Origin of the sequence: Desulfuromonas soudanensis (assembly GCF_001278055.1) — a bacterium.
In the GTDB taxonomy this organism is placed as follows: domain Bacteria; phylum Desulfobacterota; class Desulfuromonadia; order Desulfuromonadales; family WTL; genus Deferrimonas; species Deferrimonas soudanensis.
This window is the reverse complement of record NZ_CP010802.1, coordinates 394,102-414,660: the sequence shown is the minus strand read 5'-3', so window position 1 is coordinate 414,660 and position 20,559 is coordinate 394,102. Positions and strand designations below refer to the sequence as shown.

Here is a 20,559-nt window from a genome sequence, read left to right as displayed (position 1 = left end):
TCAGGGAGGTGACACCATGGCAAAAGCGATGCGGATTCATGAAACCGGCGGGCCGGACGTCTTGCGCTGGGAAGAGGTCAGCATAGCGCCTCCGGGCCCCGGCGAAGTGCATTTGCGCCACAGGGCGGTGGGACTGAACTTTATCGATGTCTATCATCGTACCGGGCTCTACCCCCTGCCCTTGCCGGCAATTTTAGGCCTTGAGGGAGCGGGCGAAGTCCTGGCGGTGGGCGCAGATGTCAGTGATGTGCAGCCTGGCGACCGGGTGGCCTATGCCGGCGTACCGCACGGGGCCTACGCCACCGAGCGGCTGATCCCGGCCCATCGCCTGGTCAAACTGCCGCCGCAGATCAGCGACGAGCAGGCGGCGGCCATGATGCTGCAGGGGATGACCGCCCAGTACCTGCTGCGGCGGACCTATCCCGTGCGTGCCGGGGACACTATTCTCCTGCATGCCGCGGCGGGGGGCGTCGGGCTGATCGTCTGCCAGTGGGCCAGGGCTCTCGGGGCCACCGTTATCGGAACGGTGGGGAGCCGGGAAAAAGCGGCCTTGGCGCAGGCCCATGGCTGTACCCATACCATCCTCTATCATGAAGAGGATTTTGTCGCCCGGGTCAAGGAGCTCACCGAGGGGCGGGGAGTGTCGGTCGTCTACGATTCCGTGGGCAAGGATACGTTCTTAAAATCCCTGGACTGTCTGCGGCCGCTCGGCATGCTCGTCTACTTCGGCCAGTCTTCCGGGAAGGCCGAAGCGCTCGATCCCGGACTTCTCGGCGCCAAAGGTTCGCTCTTTCTGACCCGCCCCTCGCTGATGGCCTATACCGCCAACCGGGAGGATCTCCTCGCCAGTGCTGCCGAATTGTTCAGCATCGTCATTTCGGGAGCAGTCAAAATCGAGATCAACCAGACCTATGCCCTTCGCGATGCGGCGCAGGCTCACTCCGACCTGGAATCACGGAAAACGACGGGATCGACCTTGCTGATTCCCTGAACCGGCGATCCCTGACCTGCAATTCAGCAATGAAAAAAGAGCCTCCGAATCGTCAAGATTTGGAGGCTCTTTGTCTTCCTGCCCGATTTTTCCAATCATCCGTCAACCCCGGCACGCAGAAGCCAGGGGTCTAATATCCGGCTATTCCCCGGAGCTGAATCCCGTCTGAATCTCCGCCAGTTTGCGATAGAGATCGAAACGGCTGGCGGTGAGCCGGTTCCCCTGCTCCATGAGCTCGCCGGAAACCTCGGGATCGGCCTTCTGCAGGACCTTGTAGCGGTTCTGCTTGAGGGCGTAGTCGGAGAAGGAGATGGTCGGCTCCGGACTGTCGAACTGCAGGGGGTTCTGCCCCGCCGCGGCCAGCGCCGGATTGTAGCGGAAGAGGGGCCAGTGGCCGGAGGCGACGGCCTGCCGGCAGGTGTCGACGGCGGTGGTCATGTCGATACCGTGGGCGATGCAGTGGCTGTAGGCGAGGATCAGCGACGGCCCGTCGTAGGCGTCGGCTTCGAGGAAGGCCTTGACAGTCTGGGCGGGGTTGGAGAGGGAGACCTTGGCGACGTAGATGTTGCCGTAGGTCATGGCGATGAGCCCCAGGTCCTTCTTCGGCATGCGCTTGCCGCCGGCGGCGAACTGGGCCACGGCGCCGAGTGGGGTCGCCTTGGAGGCCTGGCCGCCGGTGTTGGAGTAGACCTCGGTGTCGAGGACGAGGACGTTGACGTTCTCCCCGCTGGCCAGGACGTGGTCGAGGCCGCCGTAGCCGATGTCGTAGGCCCAGCCGTCGCCGCCGTGGATCCAGACGGACTTCTTCACCAAATAGTCGGCCAGGGAGAGGAGCTGTTTCGAGTCGGCATCGTCCTTTTTTGCCAGCGCCTTCTTGAGGTCGGCGACGAGGGCGCGCTGGTCAACGATCCCCTCCGGGGTGCTCTGGTCGGCGCCGGCGATACCAGCCGCCAGGGAGGAATCGACGCCGGCCCGGCCGAGGAGCTCGAGGGCGTACTGGTTGAACTTGTCGATGGTCAGGCGGTAGCCGAAGCCGAACTCGGCGTTGTCCTCGAAGAGGGAGTTGCACCAGGCCGGGCCGAGGCCGTCCTTGCGGGTCGTCCAGGGGGTAGTGGGGAGGTTGCCGCCGTAGATCGACGAGCAGCCGGTGGCGTTGGCGACGAGCATCCGCTCGCCGAAGAGTTGGGAGCAGAGCTTGACGAAAGGGGTCTCGCCGCAGCCGGCGCAGGCGCCGGAGAACTCGAAGGTCGGCGGCAGGAGCTGACTCCCTTTCAGGCTTCCGCGGTTGATCAGGGCGGCATCGGTGTCGGGGAGAGCGAGGAAGAATGCCCAGTTGGCCGCTTCCTGAAGGCGCAGCGGCACCTGGGGAGCCATGTTGATCGCCTTGCGCCCCTCGACGGTCTTGCTCCTGGCCGGGCAGTTGTGGACGCAGGCGCCGCAGCCGGTGCAGTCCTCGGGCGCGACCTGCAGTGCGAACTTTTTGCCGGCAAGCTCCTTCCCCCGGGCGTCGCAGGACTTGAAGGTTGCCGGGGCGCCGGAGAGAGCGGCCGGCTCGATCACCTTCATGCGGATGGTGGCGTGGGGGCAGACGAAGGAGCAGATCCCGCACTGGATGCAGAGCTCGGTGTCCCAGACGGGGATTTCGATGGCGATGTTGCGCTTCTCGTATTTGGCGGTGCCGGTGGGAAAGGTGCCGTCGCAGGGCATGGCCGAGACGGGGACGGCGTCGCCGAGGCCGTCGATGATCGGCCCGAGGGTGTTGCGGACGAAGGCGGGAACCTCTGCTCCGAGGCCGGGCTTCATGGAAAGAGTGCTGTCGGCCAGGGCCGGAACGGCGACCTCATAGACGTTGTCGAGACCGGCATCGACGGCCCGGTTGTTCATGTCCACGACCCTCTCGCCGGCCTTGCTGTAGCTCTTGAGAATGGCGTCGCGGATCTTCTCCACCGCCTTGTCGACGGGGATGATCCCGGAGATCTTGAAGAAGGCGCTCTGCATGATGACGTTGATGCGCGAGCCGAGGCCGATCTCGTTGCCGAGACGCACGCCGTCGATGACGTAGAATTTGAGTTTTTTGCCGATGATCTGCTTCTGCACTTCGACGGGGAGCCTGGCCCAGACCTCGTCTTTGCCGAAGGGGGAGTTGAGGAGGAAGGTCCCCCCCTCCCTGGCGTTTTTCAGCATGTCGTACTGCTCGAGAAAGGCGAACATGTGGCAGGCGACGAAATCTGCGGAGTCGACCAGATAGGGGGAGCGGATCTGCTCCCCGCCGAAACGGAGGTGGCTGGTGGTCATGCTCCCGGCCTTCTTGGAGTCGTAGACGAAGTAGGCCTGGACGTTGTTGTCGGTGCTCTCGCCGATGATCTTGATGGAGTTCTTGTTGGCGCCGACGGTGCCGTCGCTGCCGAGGCCGAAGAACATCGCCGCGTAGGAGCTCGCCGGAATCTTGAAGGTCTCGTCCCAGTCGAGGCTGCTGCCGGTGACGTCTTCAATGATGCCGATGACGAAGTGGTTCTTCGGCTTCTCTTTTCCGAGGTTGTCGAAGACCGCCTTGACCATCGCCGGAGTGAATTCCTTGGAGCCGAGGCCGTAGCGGCCGCCGACGATGACCGGGTAGCGCGGCAGGGAAAGGATCCCCTCCTCCATTGCCTCGCCGATGGCGGTGCGCACCTCGTGGTAGAGCGGCTCGCCCTGGGAGCCGGGCTCCTTGGTGCGGTCGAGAACGGCGATCTTCTTGACGCTCTTCGGCAGCGCCGCGGCGAAGTGCGCCAGGGGGAAGGGGAGATAGAGGCGGACCTTCAACAGACCGACCTTCTCCCCCCGGGCGGCGAGATGCAGCACGGTCTCCTCGACGCAGTCGGCGCCGGAACCCATGATGACGATGACGCGTTCGGCGTCGGCGGCGCCGACGTAATCGACGAGGTTGTACTGACGGCCGAGGCGCTTAGCGAACTTGTCCATATGTTTCTGAACGATGGCGGGAATGGCGGTATAGAATTTGTTGACGGTCTCGCGCCCCTGGAAGTAGACGTCGGGATTCTGGGCGGTGCCGCGCAGCACCGGGTGCTCGGGGGAAAGGGCGCGGGCGCGGTGGGCGCGCACCAGCTCGTCGTCGATCATGTGCCGCATGTCGTCCGGGGTCAATTCTTCGACCTTCTGGATTTCGTGGGAGGTGCGGAAGCCGTCGAAGAAGTGCATGAAGGGGACGCGGGACTCCAGGGTCGAAGCCTGGGCGATGAGGGCGAAATCCATGACTTCCTGGACGTTGTTGGAGCAGAGCATCGCCCAGCCGGTCTGGCGGCAGGCCATGACGTCCGAGTGATCGCCGAAGATGTTGAGGGCCGCCGCCGAGATGGCGCGGGCGCTGATGTGGAAGACCGTGGGGGTGAGCTCGCCGGCGATCTTGTACATGTTGGGGATCATGAGGAGCAGCCCCTGGGAGGCGGTGAAGGTGGTGGTCAGGGCGCCGGCCTGCAGAGCGCCGTGCACGGCTCCGGCAGCCCCCCCTTCCGACTGCATCTCCACGACCTTCGGGACCGTCCCCCAGATGTTTTTCTGGCCGACGGCGCTCTTGGCGTCGGAGATCTCCCCCATCACCGAAGAGGGGGTGATCGGATAGATGGCGATGACCTCGTTGGTGGCGTGAGCGACGTGGGCGGCGGCGGTGTTGCCGTCGATGGTGACCATTTTCCGGGACATCGGGTACTCCTTTGCGTTTGAATGGATGGACGGGGTCCGCCTGACCAAAGGCCATTTGACGCCGAGACGGGGAGGCGCAGAGAGGGCAAGTATCGGAGAAACACCTTATTGAAGGTTTTCTCTGCGTCCTCAGCGCCCTCTGCGACTCTGCGTTGAAATTTCGTTGGGGATTATGCGTAGGTGGCGCTGGCGTGGCGTTTTTCTAAAGCTGGATGCTCTTCGCAGAGCTCGAGACTGCGGCGCAGAAGTTCGGAGATGCTGGTGTGGCTGCTTCTGGCGCGTTCGACGAGAAGGCGCATCTCCTCGTCGTCGACGCGACAGGAGACGATGAACTTTTTCGGTTGCTTGACGGTGCGTCCCATAACTCTGCCTCCCTTGGAGCCTGTCGACAGACTCCTCGATCTTTTTCTCGGTTTCAGGCGGCCTGGCGGGCGAAGTCCCGGCGGCTGAAGGAGTATTCGAAATGCATGTGGTCGGTGTAGGTCCCGGCGAGGATGGCGGCCACGTCTTCGGTAAAGACCAGCTCCTCGTCCGTGGGGATGACGATGACCTTGACCGGTGAATCGGCCCTGGTGATGATCGTCTCGCGCTTCCGGGTCATGGTCTGGCGATTCTTTTCATGGTCGAGATGAATGCCGAGGAACTCGAGTCCCTCGAGGGTCTTCTCCCGCACCAGAGGGCTCATTTCGCCGACCCCGGCAGTGAAGACCACTGCGTCGAGGCCGCCGAGAGCGGCGGCGTAGGACCCGACGTACTTGCGCAGCCGGTACCCTTCGATCTCGATGGCCAGCCGGCTGCGCTCGCACCCCTTTTCGGCGGCGGCGATGACGTCGCGCCGGTCGGTGTAGGCGCCGGTGATACCGAGTATCCCCGACTTCTTGTTGAGGCAGGAGTCGAGCTCCAGGGCCGTGAGCCCCTCGCGTTCCATGATAAAGGCGGGGATGGCCGGATCGATGTCGCCGCAGCGCGTCCCCATCACCGCCCCCTCGAGGGGGGTCAGTCCCATGGAGGTATCGATGGAGATTCCTCCCTTGATGGCGCAGTGGGAGACGCCGTTGCCGATGTGCATGGTGACCAGTCGGCAGTCGGCAGGGTCCTTGCCGAGAATGGCCGCCGCCCGCTTGGAGACGTAGAGATGGCTGGTGCCGTGGAATCCGTAGCGTCGCACTCCGTGTTTTTCGTACCATTCGTAAGGAAGGGGGTAGGTGAAGGCGTGTTTCGGCATCGTCTGGTGAAAGGCCGTATCGAAGATGGCGACGTGGGAAACTTCGGGAAGGACCGCCTGGGCGGCTTCGATCCCGGCGATATTCGGAGGGTTGTGCAGGGGCGCCAGGTGCTGCATCTCCTTGATGGCGTTCAGGACGGCGTCGTCGATGACCACCGAACTGGCGAACTTCTCGCCGCCGTGGACCACGCGGTGCCCCACGGCCGAGACTTCGGAAATATCCTTGATGACCCCATGGGCGGCACCGACCAAAGTCTTCAGAATCAGCTGCACCGCCACCTTGTGATCGGGACACTCATGCTCCTGGCGGAAAGTCTCCCGCCCCGGCACCTCATGCACGATGAAGGAATTTTCGATCGTGACCCGCTCCACCATACCCTTGGCGATGACTTCCTTGCGCTGCCAGTCGAAGAGCTGGTATTTCACGGAGGAACTGCCGCAGTTCAGGGCGAGAATTTTCATGGCATCAACTCCTTGGAAGCGGACTGAGGTACAGCGGCATTCGCCTAATGTGGTAAGACCACTTTGCCAAGCTAAAACATGCCGTATACCGGTGTCAAGCAATAAGTGTCGGAAAAATGGAAACCGCGGGGGAAATTAGCCCTAAGTACCATATATCACAGATATTACTTCCCCTTCGCCAGGGCCGAAAGACTCCGCATTAAAGGGGAAACCTCCCCTTGTCCCGATTCGCCAGAGGCAAATTGCGGTAAGTGGTCAGATCCTTATACCATTGATTGGTGCAGCTGAAATACGAAAGGCCCGTCACTCCTTGGAGTGGCAGGCCTTTGGTTATAACGGCTGCCTCGGTGCGTCGCCTCCTTCAGGGAGGAATCCGTCAGTCGTGGCGCTGCGTCGCCTTGAAGCGTTTGAGCCACCCCTGCAGCTCCTCTTCCTCATGCTCGAGCTCGAAGGCATTGATCAGGCCACGGCGAACCGCCAGCGCCACCGCCCGGTTGCGCAGATTGAAGGCCTCGCCGAATTTTTCGCCGTGGAACTGTTCCTGGTCGAGGCCGAGCTTGTTGTAGAGGGAATTGAGGCGGCTCTGCACCCCGCGCCGGGAAAGATAGCGACGCTGGGCGATGAGGTTGTCGGTGAGTCCCAGGGAGATGTCGACCAGGGCTTCGTACTCGATGTCCGAGAGGGCGGTCTGGCTGTGTCCGGTCCGACCCTGTACCTTGCGGACCTCGGGGTCGACCCAGCACTGGTCGTCAATGAGAACGGTGCGGATGGCCGTCGAAATCCGCTCCCGGGGGTTGGACTTGAGGATGTAGCCGTAAACCGTTTCGGGGGGGACGATCCGCGCCAGGGAGCGAACGTACATCTCGTCCTTGAACTGGCTCCACAGGACGATGCGCGCCTCGGGCTTTTTCTCCCACAGTTCCCGGGCGAACTCGATGCCGTTGAGTTCAGGCATCTGGATGTCGCTGACCACCAGCGGCAGCTCTTCCCGGAGGGCCATCTCGAGGGCCACCTTTCCGTTGTGAGCGCGCTCGATAAGGAAGGGTTCGTCCCATTCCCGCAGGATCTGTTCGAGAAATTCGAAATCCTTGGGATTGTCCTCGGCGATGAGGATGGTGAGGGTTTTCATCGGGTCTCCTTTTCCCCTTCGAGAGGGAGGGTCAGTTCAAAGCGGGTCCCCGTCGAAAACCGCGACGGGCTCCAGGCGACGGTGGCGCCGATCCCCCGGGCCCGCTCCCGGATGTTGTAAAGGCCGCGTCCTCCGCGGCCGAAGCGCTCTGCCGGTTCGAAGCCGGTGCCGTTGTCTTCAACGGAGAGGACGACCGTATCGCCGCGGCGGTCGAGGTTGACCTCGTAGCGGCTGGCGCCGGCGTGCTTGATGACGTTGTGAATCGCCTCGACGGCGATGCGGTACAGGGAGAGGAGAGCCAGGCGGGAAAGGCCGGCAGTCTCGACTTCCGGGGCGCTGTAGAGATGGTACCGGGGGAGGGTTCCCTTGGCGAGGTGGCTCTCGAGGTGCGATTGAAGGGCGGCGCCGAGACCGAGGATGTCGAGGGTCTGGGGGTGAAGATCGTCCATCACCTCCCGCAGATTGGCCATGGCCCGCTGCAGATCCTCGGCGAGGGCGGGAGCCCCGGGACAGTCGATCCCCTCGAGATCGCGGCGGATCGCCGAGAGATCGGAAAGAGTCTGGTCGTGAATGTCCATGGCGATGCGCCGCCGCTCCTCCTCGGCTCCCTCGAGGAGCTTTTCCGTTCCGACGACCCGGATCAGGCGCTCGGTCATGCGGTTGATGGAGAGGGTGAGGCCGTCGAGTTCGTCGCGCACCTTCGGCGGCGGGGTGGGGGGAGAGAGATCGCCGGCGGCGATGCGGCCGGCGCTTTCCGAGAGGCTCTGAATCCGCCGCAGAATGCGGCGGGCGAAATAGAGGGAGAGGAAGATCCCCACCAGGATGGCGGTTCCGAGAACGACGATGGAGACGAAGGCGGTACGGGCCACCAGTTCATCGATGTCCTGATTGTGTACGCCGCGCAGTTTCTGCCGCTGATTCTGGCTTGCCTCGGCCAGGGTGCTGAGCTGGGGACGGAGCAGGGCGACGGCATCGAGAATCCGCTGGGCGTCCAGGCCGTTTTCGGGATTGAGATCGTACTGCGCCTGCTTCAGCAGGGCGAGGGTCTGATCGGGGAGGGGGAGCAACTCGGTGATGCGCTGCAGCGCCGCGGAGAGATAGCGGTAGAGTTCGGTCACTTCCGCGAGGCTGCCGACCTCAAGATAGGGGTCGCGACCGAGGTGCTGCGCAAAGCCCTGCATTCGCTGCGTTGCCAGATCGGCCTCGGCAAGGGCGATGAAGACCGTTCCGAGCCTCCGCGCTTCCTGACGCTTCACCGACAGGTCCCAGTAGGTGTACTGGAGAAAGCTGAGAAGAAGGGTCATCAACAGCAGGATGGTGGCCGGAGCGAGAATGATCTGATGTTTGAGTGCCAGGCGCATAAGGCAAAGTTATCACAGGATTTTGATAAATACACTGTGCTTTTGCACAGGGAGCGGCGACCGCAAAAAAGAGTCGAGAAGAAATGAGCGGAGGAAAAAGCCGCACCTTAAGCCCCGTCTCTCTGCGCCGATGCTCAAGTGCCGCCCCCAAAGGCTTCTTCAGCCTCGAGCCGCAGCAACTGGGGGAAATCGAGGTACCGGGGAGAATGATGAAAGACCAGGAGGCGCGCCGCCCGCGCCCTGCGGCCGATTTCTCCGGCCAGGGCGGCGGTGAGATGGTTGCGCTCCACCGCCCGGGAATGGTCGCGCCGAGCGAAGGTGGCTTCGATCGCCAGGAGGTGGGCGTCGGCCGCCAACGCCTCGATCGCCCGGAGGTTTTTTTCCGAGGGGGAGGCGTCGGTCACGTAGCAGACCTTCATTCCCCGCTCGGTATGGGCGATCTGCCGGCAGAGTTCCTCCAGCTCCACCGCCTGCGACCCGCCGGCGGCAAGGGGGACGGAGACGACCTCCCCTCCCCCGTCCCCCTGCCGCACCCGGTCCTTGAAGCGATTCAGCCAGGGACCGGGGGCGTAGCCGCGGCTCTCCAGGGCGTCCTTGTGCACCGCCACGTGCAGCGGCTCCTCGAGAAGGAAGGCCAGCGAGACGATTCCGCCGTGGTCCAGGGGGATACACCGCACCCGCCAGACCGGAGTCTCCATGAGGATCCCGCCGAAGCAGAGCCAGTCCCGCCCCGCTTCGGCCCGAAACCCCCCGGCCGCCCGGAAACGGACTTCGACCCCCGCCTCCTCTCCCCACTCGCGCACAATTACCGTCAGCGGATAGCTCTCGATCAGGTTCCAGGTGTAGCCGGCCAGGCGGTGACCGATCTGGGCAGCAAACCCCGGCGGACCGTAGAGAAGCAGGGGCCTCCGGCTGCAGAGAAAGTTGCGCAGCAGGAGGTCGAAGCCGATCAGATGATCGATGTGGCCGTGGGAAACGAAGACAGCCGAGAGTTTGAGGATTTGGCGGGTGCTCAGGGAATGGAGATCGCCGCAATCGAAGAGGAGAGCCTCGCCGCGGTGAGCCAGGCGCACGTAGAGAGCCGGATCGCCGAAGGGGCCGTTGACCAGCGTTGGGTAGAACACGGATCGCATGATTCTCTCCACCCCTCCCGGCCACGGCCGAAAAGGCGCGGGCCCCGGAATCGTCCGGAGCCCGCGCCCTCGATCATCTCAAACGGGACGCCGTTACTGCGCCCGGACCGCGGCATAGAGGAGACTCTCGCCGCGCCGGATCAACAGTCGCAAAACCTGGCCGCTCTTCACCTGGGCGAGGGCGGCACGGTAATCCTTGAGGGCGGCGATCTCCCGGCCGTTCATTTCGAGGATCAGGTCGCCGGGACGCAATCCGGCCGCGGCCGCCGTCCCCGAAGGATCGATACCGGTAATCAGCACCCCCTTCCCCTCCTCGATTCCGTACTGGCGTGCGATTTCAGGCGTCAGGTCGGTGACGGCGATGCCGAGAGCCCCCTGGCCCGCCTCCTGGACCTGACCGCCCTCCACCTCTTCCTCGAGACGACCGACGGTCACCGTCAGTGTGCGGGTCTTGCCGTTGCGAAAGACCTCGATTCTGGCCAGGGTGCCGACGGGGGTGTCGGCGACCTGCCGCGGCAGATCGTTGAGGGCGTCCACGGGGTTGCCGTTGAAGGAAAGGATGATGTCTCCGCGCTTGATCCCCCCCTTTTCCGCCGGGGAGTCCTTGGCCACTTCGGAAACCAGGGCGCCGGTGGCGTCCTGGAGACCGAAGGAAGCGGCCAACTCCTCCGTGACCGTCTGGACGCTCACCCCGAGCCAGCCGCGGACGACGTGCCCCGTCTTCTTCAGCTGGTCGATGATGTTCTTGGCGGCGTTGACCGGAATGGCGAATCCGATCCCCTGGCCGCTGGCGACGATGGCGGTATTGATGCCGACCACCTTGCCTTCGGTGTTGAAGAGCGGCCCTCCGGAATTGCCGGGGTTGATCGAGGCGTCGGTCTGGATGAAATCATCGTAAGGGCCGGCGCCGATGACCCGCCCCTTGGCCGAGACGATGCCGGCGGTGACCGTCTGTTCGAGTCCGAAGGGGTTGCCGATGGCCATCACCCATTCGCCGACCCGCAGGGATGCGCTATCGCCGAGGTCGGCCACGGGGAGATCCTCGCCGGTGTCGATCTTCACCAGCGCCAGGTCCAGTTTACGATCGAAGCCCTTGACGGTGGCGACGAAGGTTCGGCCATCGGCGAGCTTGACCTTGATCTCGTCGGCACCATCCACCACGTGGTCGTTGGTCAGGATGTAACCGTCGGCGGAGATGATGAAACCGGATCCGAGGGAGCGCTCCGGCCGCATCGGCCCGGGCTGCCCCTGAAAGAAACGGTCGAAAAATTCCTCGAAAAATTCATTGCCGGGGGTGCGGGGGCCGGGAAGGGCCGGACGACGCACCTTCGCCTTCTTGCTGGTGCTGATGTTGACCACCGCCGGCTTGAGCTCCCGGGCCAGGGAGACGAAATCAGGGAGGACGGCCGTCGTCGCCAGGGACGGCGACGGCAGCGCCAGAGCCAACACCCCCGCCACCAACAGGATCCATCTGTTACCGTTGTTCCACATGAAGTCACTCCTCTCGAGAAATTGCAATCCTGCCCTATTTAATCATCGGGACCCGACTTGTCAATGGCTCGGCTGCAGCAAACCGCAACGGGGGGAGGCCCCGGCTCCTCCCCGCCCTTCTCCGCCGACCGGCCCCGCCCCCTTCTCTGCGGCGAGATTGAGGTTGTCCTATCCTGACCGGACAGGTTATAATCTTCCTCTTGCCTGGAAAAAGGAGTCGCATGTGTTAGCACCATTGATTCTGACCCTCGGCGACCCGACGGGGGTCGGCCCGGAAATCATCCTCAAGGCCCTCCTTTCCGGGGGACTGGACAACCTCCGGCATCCGCTGCTGGTCGCCGGCGATGTCGCCGTGCTGCAGAAGGCGGCCGATCTCTTCGGCGCCGAGACCGCCCTGAGCCCGGCAAAGGGGTTGGGCAGCCACCGGCTGAGGGTCGGGACGCGCACCCTGGAGATCAAGGCCCTCTCCCGGCTCCCCGCGGATAAGCTTGCCTACGGCAAACCCGACACGGCCTGCGGCAGGGCCATGGTCGCCTACATCGAGTGGGCCTGCGACCGCTGCCTGGCCGGCGAAGGGGCAGCCATGGTCACCGCGCCGATCAGCAAGGGGGCGATCCACGCCGCCGGGAGCCCTTTCCCCGGTCACACCGAACTTCTCGCCGAACGCTGCGGCGTCGACAAGGTGGTGATGATGCTCGCCGGGGAGCGCCTCAAGGTCTGCCTGGTCACCACCCATCTGGCCCTGGCCGAGGTGCCGCAGGCGCTGAGTGCCGGGGACATCCTCGAGACGATCCGCATCACCGACGGCGCCTTCCGCCGCCACTTCGCCCTGAAAACGCCGCGCATCGCCGTTCTGGCCCTCAACCCCCACGCCGGGGAGGGGGGGATGTTCGGCGACGAGGAAGGACGCCTGATCGCTCCGGCCATCGCCGAAGCCGTCCGCGGAGGGATCGCCGCCACCGGCCCCCACAGCGCCGACACCCTCTTCCACTTCGCGGCCCGCGGCGATTACGACGCGGTGGTCTGCATGTACCACGACCAGGGGCTCATCCCCCTGAAGCTCCTCCACTTCGACGACGGCGTCAACGTCACCCTCGGACTCCCCATCGTCCGCACCAGCGTCGATCACGGCACCGCCTACGACATCGCCGGCACCGGCAAAGCCAGCGAGGCGAGCCTCCTGGCGGCGGTGAAAATGGCGGAACAGATGGCCCAAAGCGGTCTCCCGTCACCCCCTACCCGTCACGGATTAAACAATGGTTGACAAAATCGTCATCAAAGGCGCCTGCGAGCACAACCTGAAGAACATCGACGTCGAGATCCCCCGGGAGAAACTGGTGGTGATCACCGGCGTCTCCGGCTCGGGAAAATCGACCCTGGCCTTCGACACCATCTACGCCGAGGGGCAACGCCGCTACGTGGAGAGCCTTTCGTCCTACGCCCGGCAGTTTCTCGAGCAGATGGAAAAGCCCGACGTGGAGAGTATCGAGGGGCTCTCTCCTGCCATCTCCATCGAGCAGAAGACCACCTCGAAGAACCCCCGCTCCACCGTCGGCACCGTCACCGAGATCTACGACTATCTGCGCCTCCTCTTTGCCCGGGTCGGCACCGTGCACTGCCACGGCTGCGGCAAGGAGATCGCCTCCCAGACCGTGGAGCAGATGGTCGACCGCATCATTGCCTTTCCGGAGAAGACCCGCCTCCTCCTTCTGGCGCCCATCATCCGCGGCCGCAAGGGGGAATACCGGAAGGAACTCAGGCAGCTGCAGGCCGACGGCTTCGTGCGGGTGCGTATCGACGGCGTCATGCACGAACTCTCCGAACCGATGGAACTCGACAAGAAAAAGAAGCACACCATCGAGGTGGTCGTCGATCGCCTGGTCATCAAGGAGGGGCTGCAGGGGCGCCTGGCCGACTCCCTGGAGACCGCCCTGCGCCTGGCCGACGGCATCGTCCGGGTCGAGGTGATCGACGGCGAGAGTCAGCTCTATTCGCAGCAGCACGCCTGCGTCGACTGCGGAATCTCCTACCCGGAGATCACACCGCGGATGTTTTCCTTCAACAATCCCTACGGTGCCTGCCCCGCCTGCACCGGACTGGGAACCCGGATGTACTTCGACCCCGACCAGGTGGTCCCCAACCCCGCCCTCTCCCTGCGCGAAGGGGCCATCGCCCCCTGGGAAAGCCGCAGCGGCGTCTATTACCAGCAGCTCCTCGAGGCCCTTTCCGACCACTACGGTTTCGACATCAACACCCCCTTCGAGAAGCTCCCGGAGAACCTTCGCCGGATCCTGCTGACCGGCTCGGGGAAGGAGGAAGTCCGCTTCTTCTTCGACCAGGGGGGGCGTCGCCACTTCTACAACAAGGTCTTCGAAGGGGTGGTCACCAACCTCGAGCGGCGCTACCATGAGACCGACTCGGAGGCGGTGCGGGAGAACCTCGAACGGTTCATGAACGTCATGCCCTGCCCGACCTGCAACGGCGCGCGGCTGCGCCCCGAGACCCTCTTCGTGCGGGTGGCCGGCAAAAACATCTGCGAGGTCACGGCCCTGGCCATCAGCGAGGCGGAACGTTTCTTCGCCGACCTGCACTTTTCGCCGAAGAAGGCGGAGATCGCCCGGCGCATCCTCAAGGAGATCCGCGAGCGCCTCTCCTTTCTCGCCCATGTCGGCCTCGACTACCTCTCCCTCGACCGCAATTCGGGGACCCTCTCCGGCGGCGAGGGGCAGCGCATCCGCCTCGCCACCCAGGTCGGCTCCTCGCTGGTGGGGGTCCTCTACATCCTCGACGAACCGTCCATCGGGTTGCACCAGAGGGACAACCGCCGCCTCCTGGAGACGTTGAAACGACTGCGCGACCTCGGCAACACCGTGCTGGTCGTCGAGCACGACGAAGAGACGATCCTCGAAGCCGATTACGTTCTCGACATGGGACCGGGAGCGGGGGTCCACGGCGGCGAAGTCGTCGCCCAGGGGACACCGCAGGAGATCCTCGCCAATCCCGCCTCCCTCACCGGGCGCTACCTCTCGGGAGAACTCTCCATCCCCCTGCCGGCGCAGCGCCGCACCACCGATCGTTTCCTGCAGATCAAAGGGGCCCGGGAAAACAACCTCAAGGGGGTCGACGTCGCCATCCCCCTCGGGGTCATGACCTGCGTCACCGGGGTCTCGGGGTCGGGGAAATCGACCCTGATCATCGACACCCTCTTCAAAACCCTCTCCCAGCGCCTCTACCGCAGTCGCGACAAGGCCGGCAAGGTCGACGAACTCCTCGGTCTCGAACTCCTCGACAAGGTCATCGACATCGATCAGTCCCCCATCGGCCGCACCCCCCGCTCCAACCCCGCCACCTACACCGGGGTCTTCACCGACATCCGCGACCTCTTCGCCCGCCTCCCCGAGGCCAAGGTGCGGGGGTACAAACCGGGGCGCTTCTCCTTCAACGTCAAGGGGGGGCGCTGCGAGGCCTGTCAGGGGGACGGCATCATCAAGATCGAGATGCACTTTCTCCCCGACATCTACGTCCAGTGCGAAATCTGCAAGGGGGCGCGCTACAACCGCGAGACCCTCGAGGTCAAATACAAGGGGAAAAGCATCGCCGAACTACTCGACCTGACGGTCAACCAGGCGGCGGTCTTCCTCGAGAACATTCCGCGGATCAAGAACAAGCTGGAGACGATCCGCGACGTCGGCCTCGGCTATATCAAGCTCGGCCAGAGCGCCACCACCCTCTCGGGGGGGGAGGCGCAGCGCGTCAAACTCGCCAAGGAGCTCGGCAAGCGCGCCACCGGGCGCACCATCTACATCCTCGACGAGCCGACCACCGGACTGCACTTCGCCGACATCCAGAAACTGCTCGACGTGCTGCAGCGCCTGGTCGACACCGGCAACACGGTCCTGATCATCGAACACAACCTCGATGTCATCAAGACGGCCGACCACGTCATCGACCTCGGCCCGGAAGGGGGGGGCGGGGGAGGAGAGGTCATTGCCTGCGGGACCCCGGAGGAAGTGGCCCTCTCGTCGCGCTCCCACACCGGCCGCTATCTCCGTCCCTACCTGCACCTCTAGTCCCCTGTCGGACTAAAGGACCCTCCGAGGCCTGGGGACCACAGGTGTCTTAAAAGGGCCACGGTTCCTCCGGCAGCGAGGGAGGGCCTGCGGTCAAAAAACCGGCACCCGCCGCCAGAGGGCAGAGTCGCCAAGGGTGCGTTTTTGCGGCCTATTTCTCATTAGATCCAGGCGCCCACCGGCAATTGTCCGGAATCTTTACCCTCTCTCCAAAGCTTGTTGATTTACCCGATGTTCGGCACAGATCCTGCAAAGTTTTCAACCCAGCTTCCGGGTTCACCTGATCGACCCGTCCTTTTGCCCAATGCAAATACGGAGTCTGTATGCTGCTCAAAGCCTTAGCCGTTCTGCTCATCCTCTCCCTCCTTTCGGCCTGCGCCCAGCAGGCGGTCTTTCTGTCCGATCCCCCCGGCGCCCAGGTCTTCATCGACGGCCGGGCCATCGGCACCACGCCCTGCAACTACAAATACAGCAACGGCGCCGGCGGGAGCCTCGAGGTGACCCTGCAGAAACCCGGGTACGACCCCCTTCGCCACGACGTGCAGGCCGACGAGGTCGACAAGGCCGCCCGCAACAGCTGGGTGGCGGCGGGACTCCTGATCCCCATGGGGAGCCCGCTCTTTCTCGGCACCTTCTTCACCAAAAAGCTCAAGGACACCTACGAATTCGTGATGAAGGAATCGACCCCCCTGCACACCGCCGGCATCGACAAGGCTCCGGTGCCAACCCCCTTCTGACCCTCCCCGGGAAACAGCGACCCTTTTGCGGGAGGCCCTCGGGCCTCCCGCTTTTCGTTCTGCGCACCTCCTCTCCGCCTTTTCGCGGCGCCCGGCGCCGGAAGGGACCCTCCCTCCGAGGTTGACAAGCCGGCGGTAATCGATACAATGGGTTACGTTTTAACCCCCATTGGCACCTGCCCGAAAAGGAGTTGCATCATGGCCGACCTGCACGGCAGCAAGACCGAAAAAGATCTCCGCGAAGCCTTTGCCGGCGAGTCCCAGGCGAACCGCAAATACCTGGCCTTTGCCAAGGAAGCCGACCGGGAAGGGCATCCCCAGGTCGCCAAGCTCTTCCGCGCCGCGGCGGCGGCGGAAACCGTTCACGCCCACGCCCACCTCCGCGCCCTGGGGGGGGTCGGCTCCACCGAGGCCAACCTCCGCGAGGCGATCGGCGGCGAAACCCACGAATTCACCGAGATGTATCCGGGAATGATCAAGGACGCCGAGGCCGAAGGGTTTGCCGTCGCCCTGCGCTCTCTGACCTTTGCCAACGCCGTCGAAAAGACCCACGCCGCACTCTACCAAAAAGCTCTCGACAACCTCGGCCGCAATTCCTCCGTCGACTACTACGTCTGCCAGGTCTGCGGCCATACCCTCGAAGGGGTTCCCCAGGGTCCCTGTCCGGTCTGCGGCGCCGCACCGAGCGCCTTCCACAAAATCGATTGACCCCACCCCCTTCAAGCACCCAGGCCGGGCCCGGGGGGGTCCGGCCTTTTTTCTCGGCGGCCGACAAGTCCGCCGACGACCAGATCCCCGCAGCGAACCGGCTTCAAGGGTCCAAAGAGGTCATATCATGGACAAATGCCCGATCTGCAAAGAAATAGCCAGGGGGAAATACTGGTGCAGCGCCTGCAAGACGGTCTTCGTCTGCCCGGCGCCGACTTGCGGTGCCGAGATCAGCAAGCGTGACGCCGCGGAGTGCCCGCGCTGCGGCCTCCTCTTTGCCGACTACATCGCCCACCGCAAGATGTACCGCCAGTGTCCCAAATGCAAAAAACGTCAGGGCCTGTCCGAACCCCAGTGCAAACACTGCCGCTACTGGTTCAACTGCCCGACCTGCGGCCATCGTGTCCCCTCGACCAGCATGCTGACCTGCCCCCGCTGCGCCACCAGTTTGCACTGAGTCAACCGGGCGATCCCGCCCCCATCCTTCTGCGGAGGCTCCGTGCTCGATCTCTTCCTCGGGAGCCTGCTCATCCTGGCCTCTCTCTATTCCGCCGGACACACCCTCCTGCACAAGCGCGATCCGCGGGCGGCCCTCTGCTGGATCGTGCTCTGCCTCTTTGCTCCCGGATTGGGACCCGCCCTCTACTGGCTCCTCGGGGTCAACCGGATCCGCACCCGGGCCCGCGACTGGCAGATCCGCGGCCAGGGGATGCCCTGGGCCGAAGCCCCCCGGTGTTCCTGGGACGCGGAAATGTCCGGAACCCTCCCCTTTCGCGCCGAAAACTTCGCCGCCCTTCTCAGCCTCTCCGACACCGTCACCCGCCGCCCCCTCCTCGAGGGAAACCGCCTCTTTCCCCTCCACAACGGCGAAGAGACCTATCCCGCCATGCTGCAGGCCATCGACGAAGCCCGCAGCTCGGTGTTCCTCTCCACCTACATCTTCGACAGCAACGGCAGCGGCCAGCGCTTTGTCGATGCCCTTGCCGCCGCCGCCGCCCGGGGAGTCGATGTCCGGGTCCTGGTGGACGCCCTCGGCGAACGCTATTCCTGGCCCCCCATCCGCTGGAGATTTCGCCGCTCCGGGGTGCGCATCGTCCGCTTTCTCCCCCCCTCCCTGTCCGGTCGGGGGATCCATCTCAACCTGCGCAACCACCGCAAACTCCTCATCGTCGACGGCCTGACCGGGTTCACCGGAGGCATGAACATCGGCGACCGCCACCTGGCCGCCGGCAGCGACCCGCGGCGGGTCATCGATCTCCACTTTCGCGTCCTGGGACCGGTCGTCGGACAGATGCAGGAAGCCTTTCTTGAGGATTGGCACTTCGCCACCGGAGAGACCTTTTCCCCCCAGCCTCCCCCCCCCGCCGTGACGGGAGGGGAAGGGTACTGCCGCGGCATCAGCGCCGGCCCCAACGAGGACTTTGAAAAGCTGATCTGGCTGGTGATCGGCGCCCTGGGGTGCGCCCGCCGGCGGGTGCGGATCATGACCCCCTATTTTATCCCCGATCGCTCCCTCATCGCCGCCATCAACACCGCCGCCCTGCGCGGCGTCGAGGTCGAAATCCTTCTCCCCGAGCGCAACAACCTCCCCTATGTGGGGTGGGCCTCCCGGGCCTATCACTGGGAACTTCTCCAGTACGGCACCCGCATCTATTACCAGAGCCCTCCCTTCGTCCACAGCAAGTTTTTGCTCATCGACGACCAGTACGCCCTGATCGGCTCGGCCAACCTTGACCCGCGCAGCCTGCGCCTCAACTTCGAGTTCAACGTCGAGGTCTACGACCGCTCCCTGACGGCTCTCCTTGGCGAACACTTTGATCGGGCCAGGGAGGGAGCAACTCCGACGACCCTCGCCTCCGTTGATGCCCGCCCCCTGCCTGTGAAACTCCGCGACGCCTTCGCCAAACTCTTTTCTCCCTACCTGTAAAAAAAAGCGGCCGTTGCGGCCGCTTTTTCATTCGGGGATCGTTTCGTCCCCCTCCTTTTTTTCGGCCTTCCGCACGGGAAGGCTGCAACTCTCGGAGAGTCAGGTCTGGACACCCAACTTGGGAAGAATCCAGCGGTTCAGAACATACCAGGCGGCAAAAAAGCCGAGAATACCGAGAATTTCCATCATGACCTCCTTTGATTGTATTTCGACTATATATCAGATCTCCAATATTTTTCCACCTATTTCTCCTTCTCCCCCGCCTTGACGGATGGAAGAGGGGCGTTATAGTCCTGCCATGGATTCAACCATCAGAGCAAGGGAGATCATCATGACACAGAGAATGATGCGGCGGGAGTTTCTCACGGCCTCCGGTCTCGGGGCTGCGGCCCTCCTTCTTGGCGGGACGGCCATGGCCGCTCCCTCTCCCGAGGCGCTGCGGGGACTGGTCGAAATCGACCAGAACCTCTTTCTCGGTATCAACCGCGGCGGAGATCCGGCCAAGCGGTCGGTTCTGGAGAAGAAGCACGCCCCGGTGATCGAGGCCCCGGCGACGGTCAAGGCCGGGGAACCTTTTGCCGTGACGGTGACCGTCGCCGAGATCCTCCACCCCATGGGAGCGGCCCATTATATCGAGGGGATCGAGCTCTTTGCCGGCAACGAACCGGCCGGTCGGATCCGCTTCTCTGCGGATTTGAGCCTGCCGCAGGCCACCTTTCATCTCAAATTGGCCAAGGGAGTGACCCTGGTGGCCCGCCAGTACTGCAATCTGCACGGACTGTGGGAAAGCCGACTCGATCTCAAGGTGACCTGAGGTCCCCGGCTCCGCTGCGTTGCAGGTGCTCGCGGATGAGGGGATTGACCTGCGCCGCCTCGGTCACCGGCGCCATGTGCCCCCCCGGGACCCAGACCCGGGTGCAGCGGGGGAGGACGCCCCCCAGAAGGTCGGCGACCCGGAGAGCGGGTAGACGGCTCTGCCGGCCGGCCATGAGACAGATCGGAAGATCGAGGGTGCGGCAGTCGTCGAGAGAGAGGGGGTCGTCGAGGAGGGCCCGGAAATCGGCCGGGGCCTTGACAATGGCGGCGGCGAGCAGTTCCCGGGTCCGCAAGGAGGTGGCGGCAAAGCTCCCCTCCCCCCCCCAGTAATCGATGAAGCGGGCCGCCGCCGCCAGGGGATCGCCGGCTCCGAGAGCGGCGGCCAGATCCCGGGCCATCTGCAGCACCGGTTGCAGGGCCGGGTCGTCCCGCCGCAGCAGATGGAAGGCGACCGGTTCAAAGAGAGCCAGGGAACGCACCCTCTCCGGCCGGTCATGGGCGAGGCGCAGGGCCACAGCGCCGCCATAGGAGTGGCCGACTAGATGAAAGGGCTCCCCCTCTTTGAGGAGCCCGGCCAGGCCGCGCTCGACAAGAGCGGTTTCGTCGGCGAGGGAAAAGGTGTCAATCCCGGCCGGAAGGGGCGTCGCGCCGTATCCGTAGAGATCGAAGGCGATGACGCGGTATTCCCCTTTGAGCAGCCGCGCCAGGGAACGCCACTGGTCCTTGGAACTCATGGAGCAGTGGAGAAGGATAACCGGGCTGCCACTCCCCGTCTCCCAGTAAGCGGGGGTGACCGTTGCCGTCATTTTC

16 protein-coding genes are annotated in these 20,559 nt (G+C 64.1%); 8 read left to right on the top strand and 8 right to left on the bottom strand.

Annotated features, from left to right (window positions below; genetic code table 11):
- Positions 1-16 precede the first annotated feature (16 nt).
- A complete protein-coding gene (locus DSOUD_RS01865) occupies positions 17-991 on the top strand; it encodes a quinone oxidoreductase family protein (protein ID WP_053549401.1) in 975 nt (324 codons plus the stop codon).
- 141 nt (positions 992-1,132) lie between these two features.
- Here DSOUD_RS01865 and nifJ read toward each other — a convergent pair whose 3' ends face one another.
- The 7 genes from nifJ to DSOUD_RS01830 form a co-directional block, all read right to left on the bottom strand.
- On the bottom strand, positions 1,133-4,690 hold the full coding sequence (gene nifJ / locus DSOUD_RS01860) for a pyruvate:ferredoxin (flavodoxin) oxidoreductase (protein ID WP_053549400.1): 3,558 nt from the start codon (positions 4,688-4,690) through the stop codon (positions 1,133-1,135).
- Positions 4,691-4,860: 170 nt separating this feature from the next.
- Entirely contained in the window at positions 4,861-5,052 is a 192-nt protein-coding gene (locus DSOUD_RS01855; protein ID WP_053549399.1) for a ribbon-helix-helix protein, CopG family, read from the bottom strand.
- Between the two features lie 53 nt (positions 5,053-5,105).
- Positions 5,106-6,377 (bottom strand): acetate kinase, encoded by a 1,272-nt coding sequence (locus tag DSOUD_RS01850; RefSeq protein ID WP_053549398.1) that lies wholly within the window; start codon positions 6,375-6,377, stop codon positions 5,106-5,108.
- A 376-nt stretch (positions 6,378-6,753) separates the two neighbouring features.
- The gene (locus tag DSOUD_RS01845; RefSeq protein ID WP_053549397.1) at positions 6,754-7,506 is read right to left on the bottom strand and encodes a response regulator transcription factor; all 753 of its coding nucleotides are present in this window, start codon (positions 7,504-7,506) and stop codon (positions 6,754-6,756) included.
- Positions 7,503-8,867, bottom strand: coding sequence for an ATP-binding protein (locus tag DSOUD_RS01840; protein WP_053549396.1), 1,365 nt, complete (start codon positions 8,865-8,867; stop codon positions 7,503-7,505). Before DSOUD_RS01840 ends, DSOUD_RS01845 begins: the two co-directional genes overlap by 4 nt.
- Before the next feature lie 134 nt (positions 8,868-9,001).
- Positions 9,002-10,000 (bottom strand): ribonuclease Z, encoded by a 999-nt coding sequence (locus DSOUD_RS01835; RefSeq protein WP_053549395.1) that lies wholly within the window; start codon positions 9,998-10,000, stop codon positions 9,002-9,004.
- Positions 10,001-10,093: 93 nt separating this feature from the next.
- On the bottom strand, positions 10,094-11,491 hold the full coding sequence (locus DSOUD_RS01830; RefSeq protein WP_053549394.1) for a DegQ family serine endoprotease: 1,398 nt from the start codon (positions 11,489-11,491) through the stop codon (positions 10,094-10,096).
- A 223-nt stretch (positions 11,492-11,714) separates the two neighbouring features.
- Here DSOUD_RS01830 and pdxA point away from each other — a divergent pair, with 223 nt between their 5' ends.
- The 7 genes from pdxA to DSOUD_RS01795 all read left to right on the top strand — a co-directional run bounded on the left by pdxA (position 11,715) and on the right by DSOUD_RS01795 (position 19,747).
- Positions 11,715-12,755: a 4-hydroxythreonine-4-phosphate dehydrogenase PdxA gene (gene pdxA, locus DSOUD_RS01825; protein ID WP_053549393.1), complete on the top strand. Its 1,041-nt coding sequence runs from the start codon at positions 11,715-11,717 to the stop codon at positions 12,753-12,755.
- Positions 12,748-15,561 carry an excinuclease ABC subunit UvrA gene (gene uvrA, locus DSOUD_RS01820; protein ID WP_053549392.1) on the top strand — a complete coding sequence of 938 codons (2,814 nt, stop codon included), beginning with the start codon at positions 12,748-12,750 and terminating at the stop codon, positions 15,559-15,561. Before pdxA ends, uvrA begins: the two co-directional genes overlap by 8 nt.
- A gap of 323 nt (positions 15,562-15,884) precedes the next feature.
- Complete coding sequence (locus tag DSOUD_RS01815; RefSeq protein ID WP_053549391.1) at positions 15,885-16,298, top strand: PEGA domain-containing protein; 414 nt, start codon at positions 15,885-15,887, stop codon at positions 16,296-16,298.
- 198 nt (positions 16,299-16,496) lie between these two features.
- Positions 16,497-17,006: a rubrerythrin family protein gene (locus DSOUD_RS01810; RefSeq protein ID WP_053549390.1), complete on the top strand. Its 510-nt coding sequence runs from the start codon at positions 16,497-16,499 to the stop codon at positions 17,004-17,006.
- Positions 17,007-17,133: 127 nt separating this feature from the next.
- Complete coding sequence (locus DSOUD_RS01805; protein ID WP_053549389.1) at positions 17,134-17,463, top strand: hypothetical protein; 330 nt, start codon at positions 17,134-17,136, stop codon at positions 17,461-17,463.
- 42 nt (positions 17,464-17,505) lie between these two features.
- Positions 17,506-18,933 (top strand): cardiolipin synthase, encoded by a 1,428-nt coding sequence (gene cls, locus DSOUD_RS01800; RefSeq protein ID WP_053549388.1) that lies wholly within the window; start codon positions 17,506-17,508, stop codon positions 18,931-18,933.
- A 331-nt stretch (positions 18,934-19,264) separates the two neighbouring features.
- Positions 19,265-19,747: a class II SORL domain-containing protein gene (locus DSOUD_RS01795; RefSeq protein ID WP_232426483.1), complete on the top strand. Its 483-nt coding sequence runs from the start codon at positions 19,265-19,267 to the stop codon at positions 19,745-19,747.
- On the opposite strand, the gene DSOUD_RS01790 is transcribed toward DSOUD_RS01795, so the two are convergent.
- On the bottom strand, positions 19,734-20,555 hold the full coding sequence (locus DSOUD_RS01790; protein WP_232426527.1) for an alpha/beta fold hydrolase: 822 nt from the start codon (positions 20,553-20,555) through the stop codon (positions 19,734-19,736). The two genes, DSOUD_RS01795 and DSOUD_RS01790, sit on opposite strands and share 14 nt — an antisense overlap.
- Positions 20,556-20,559 lie beyond the last annotated feature (4 nt).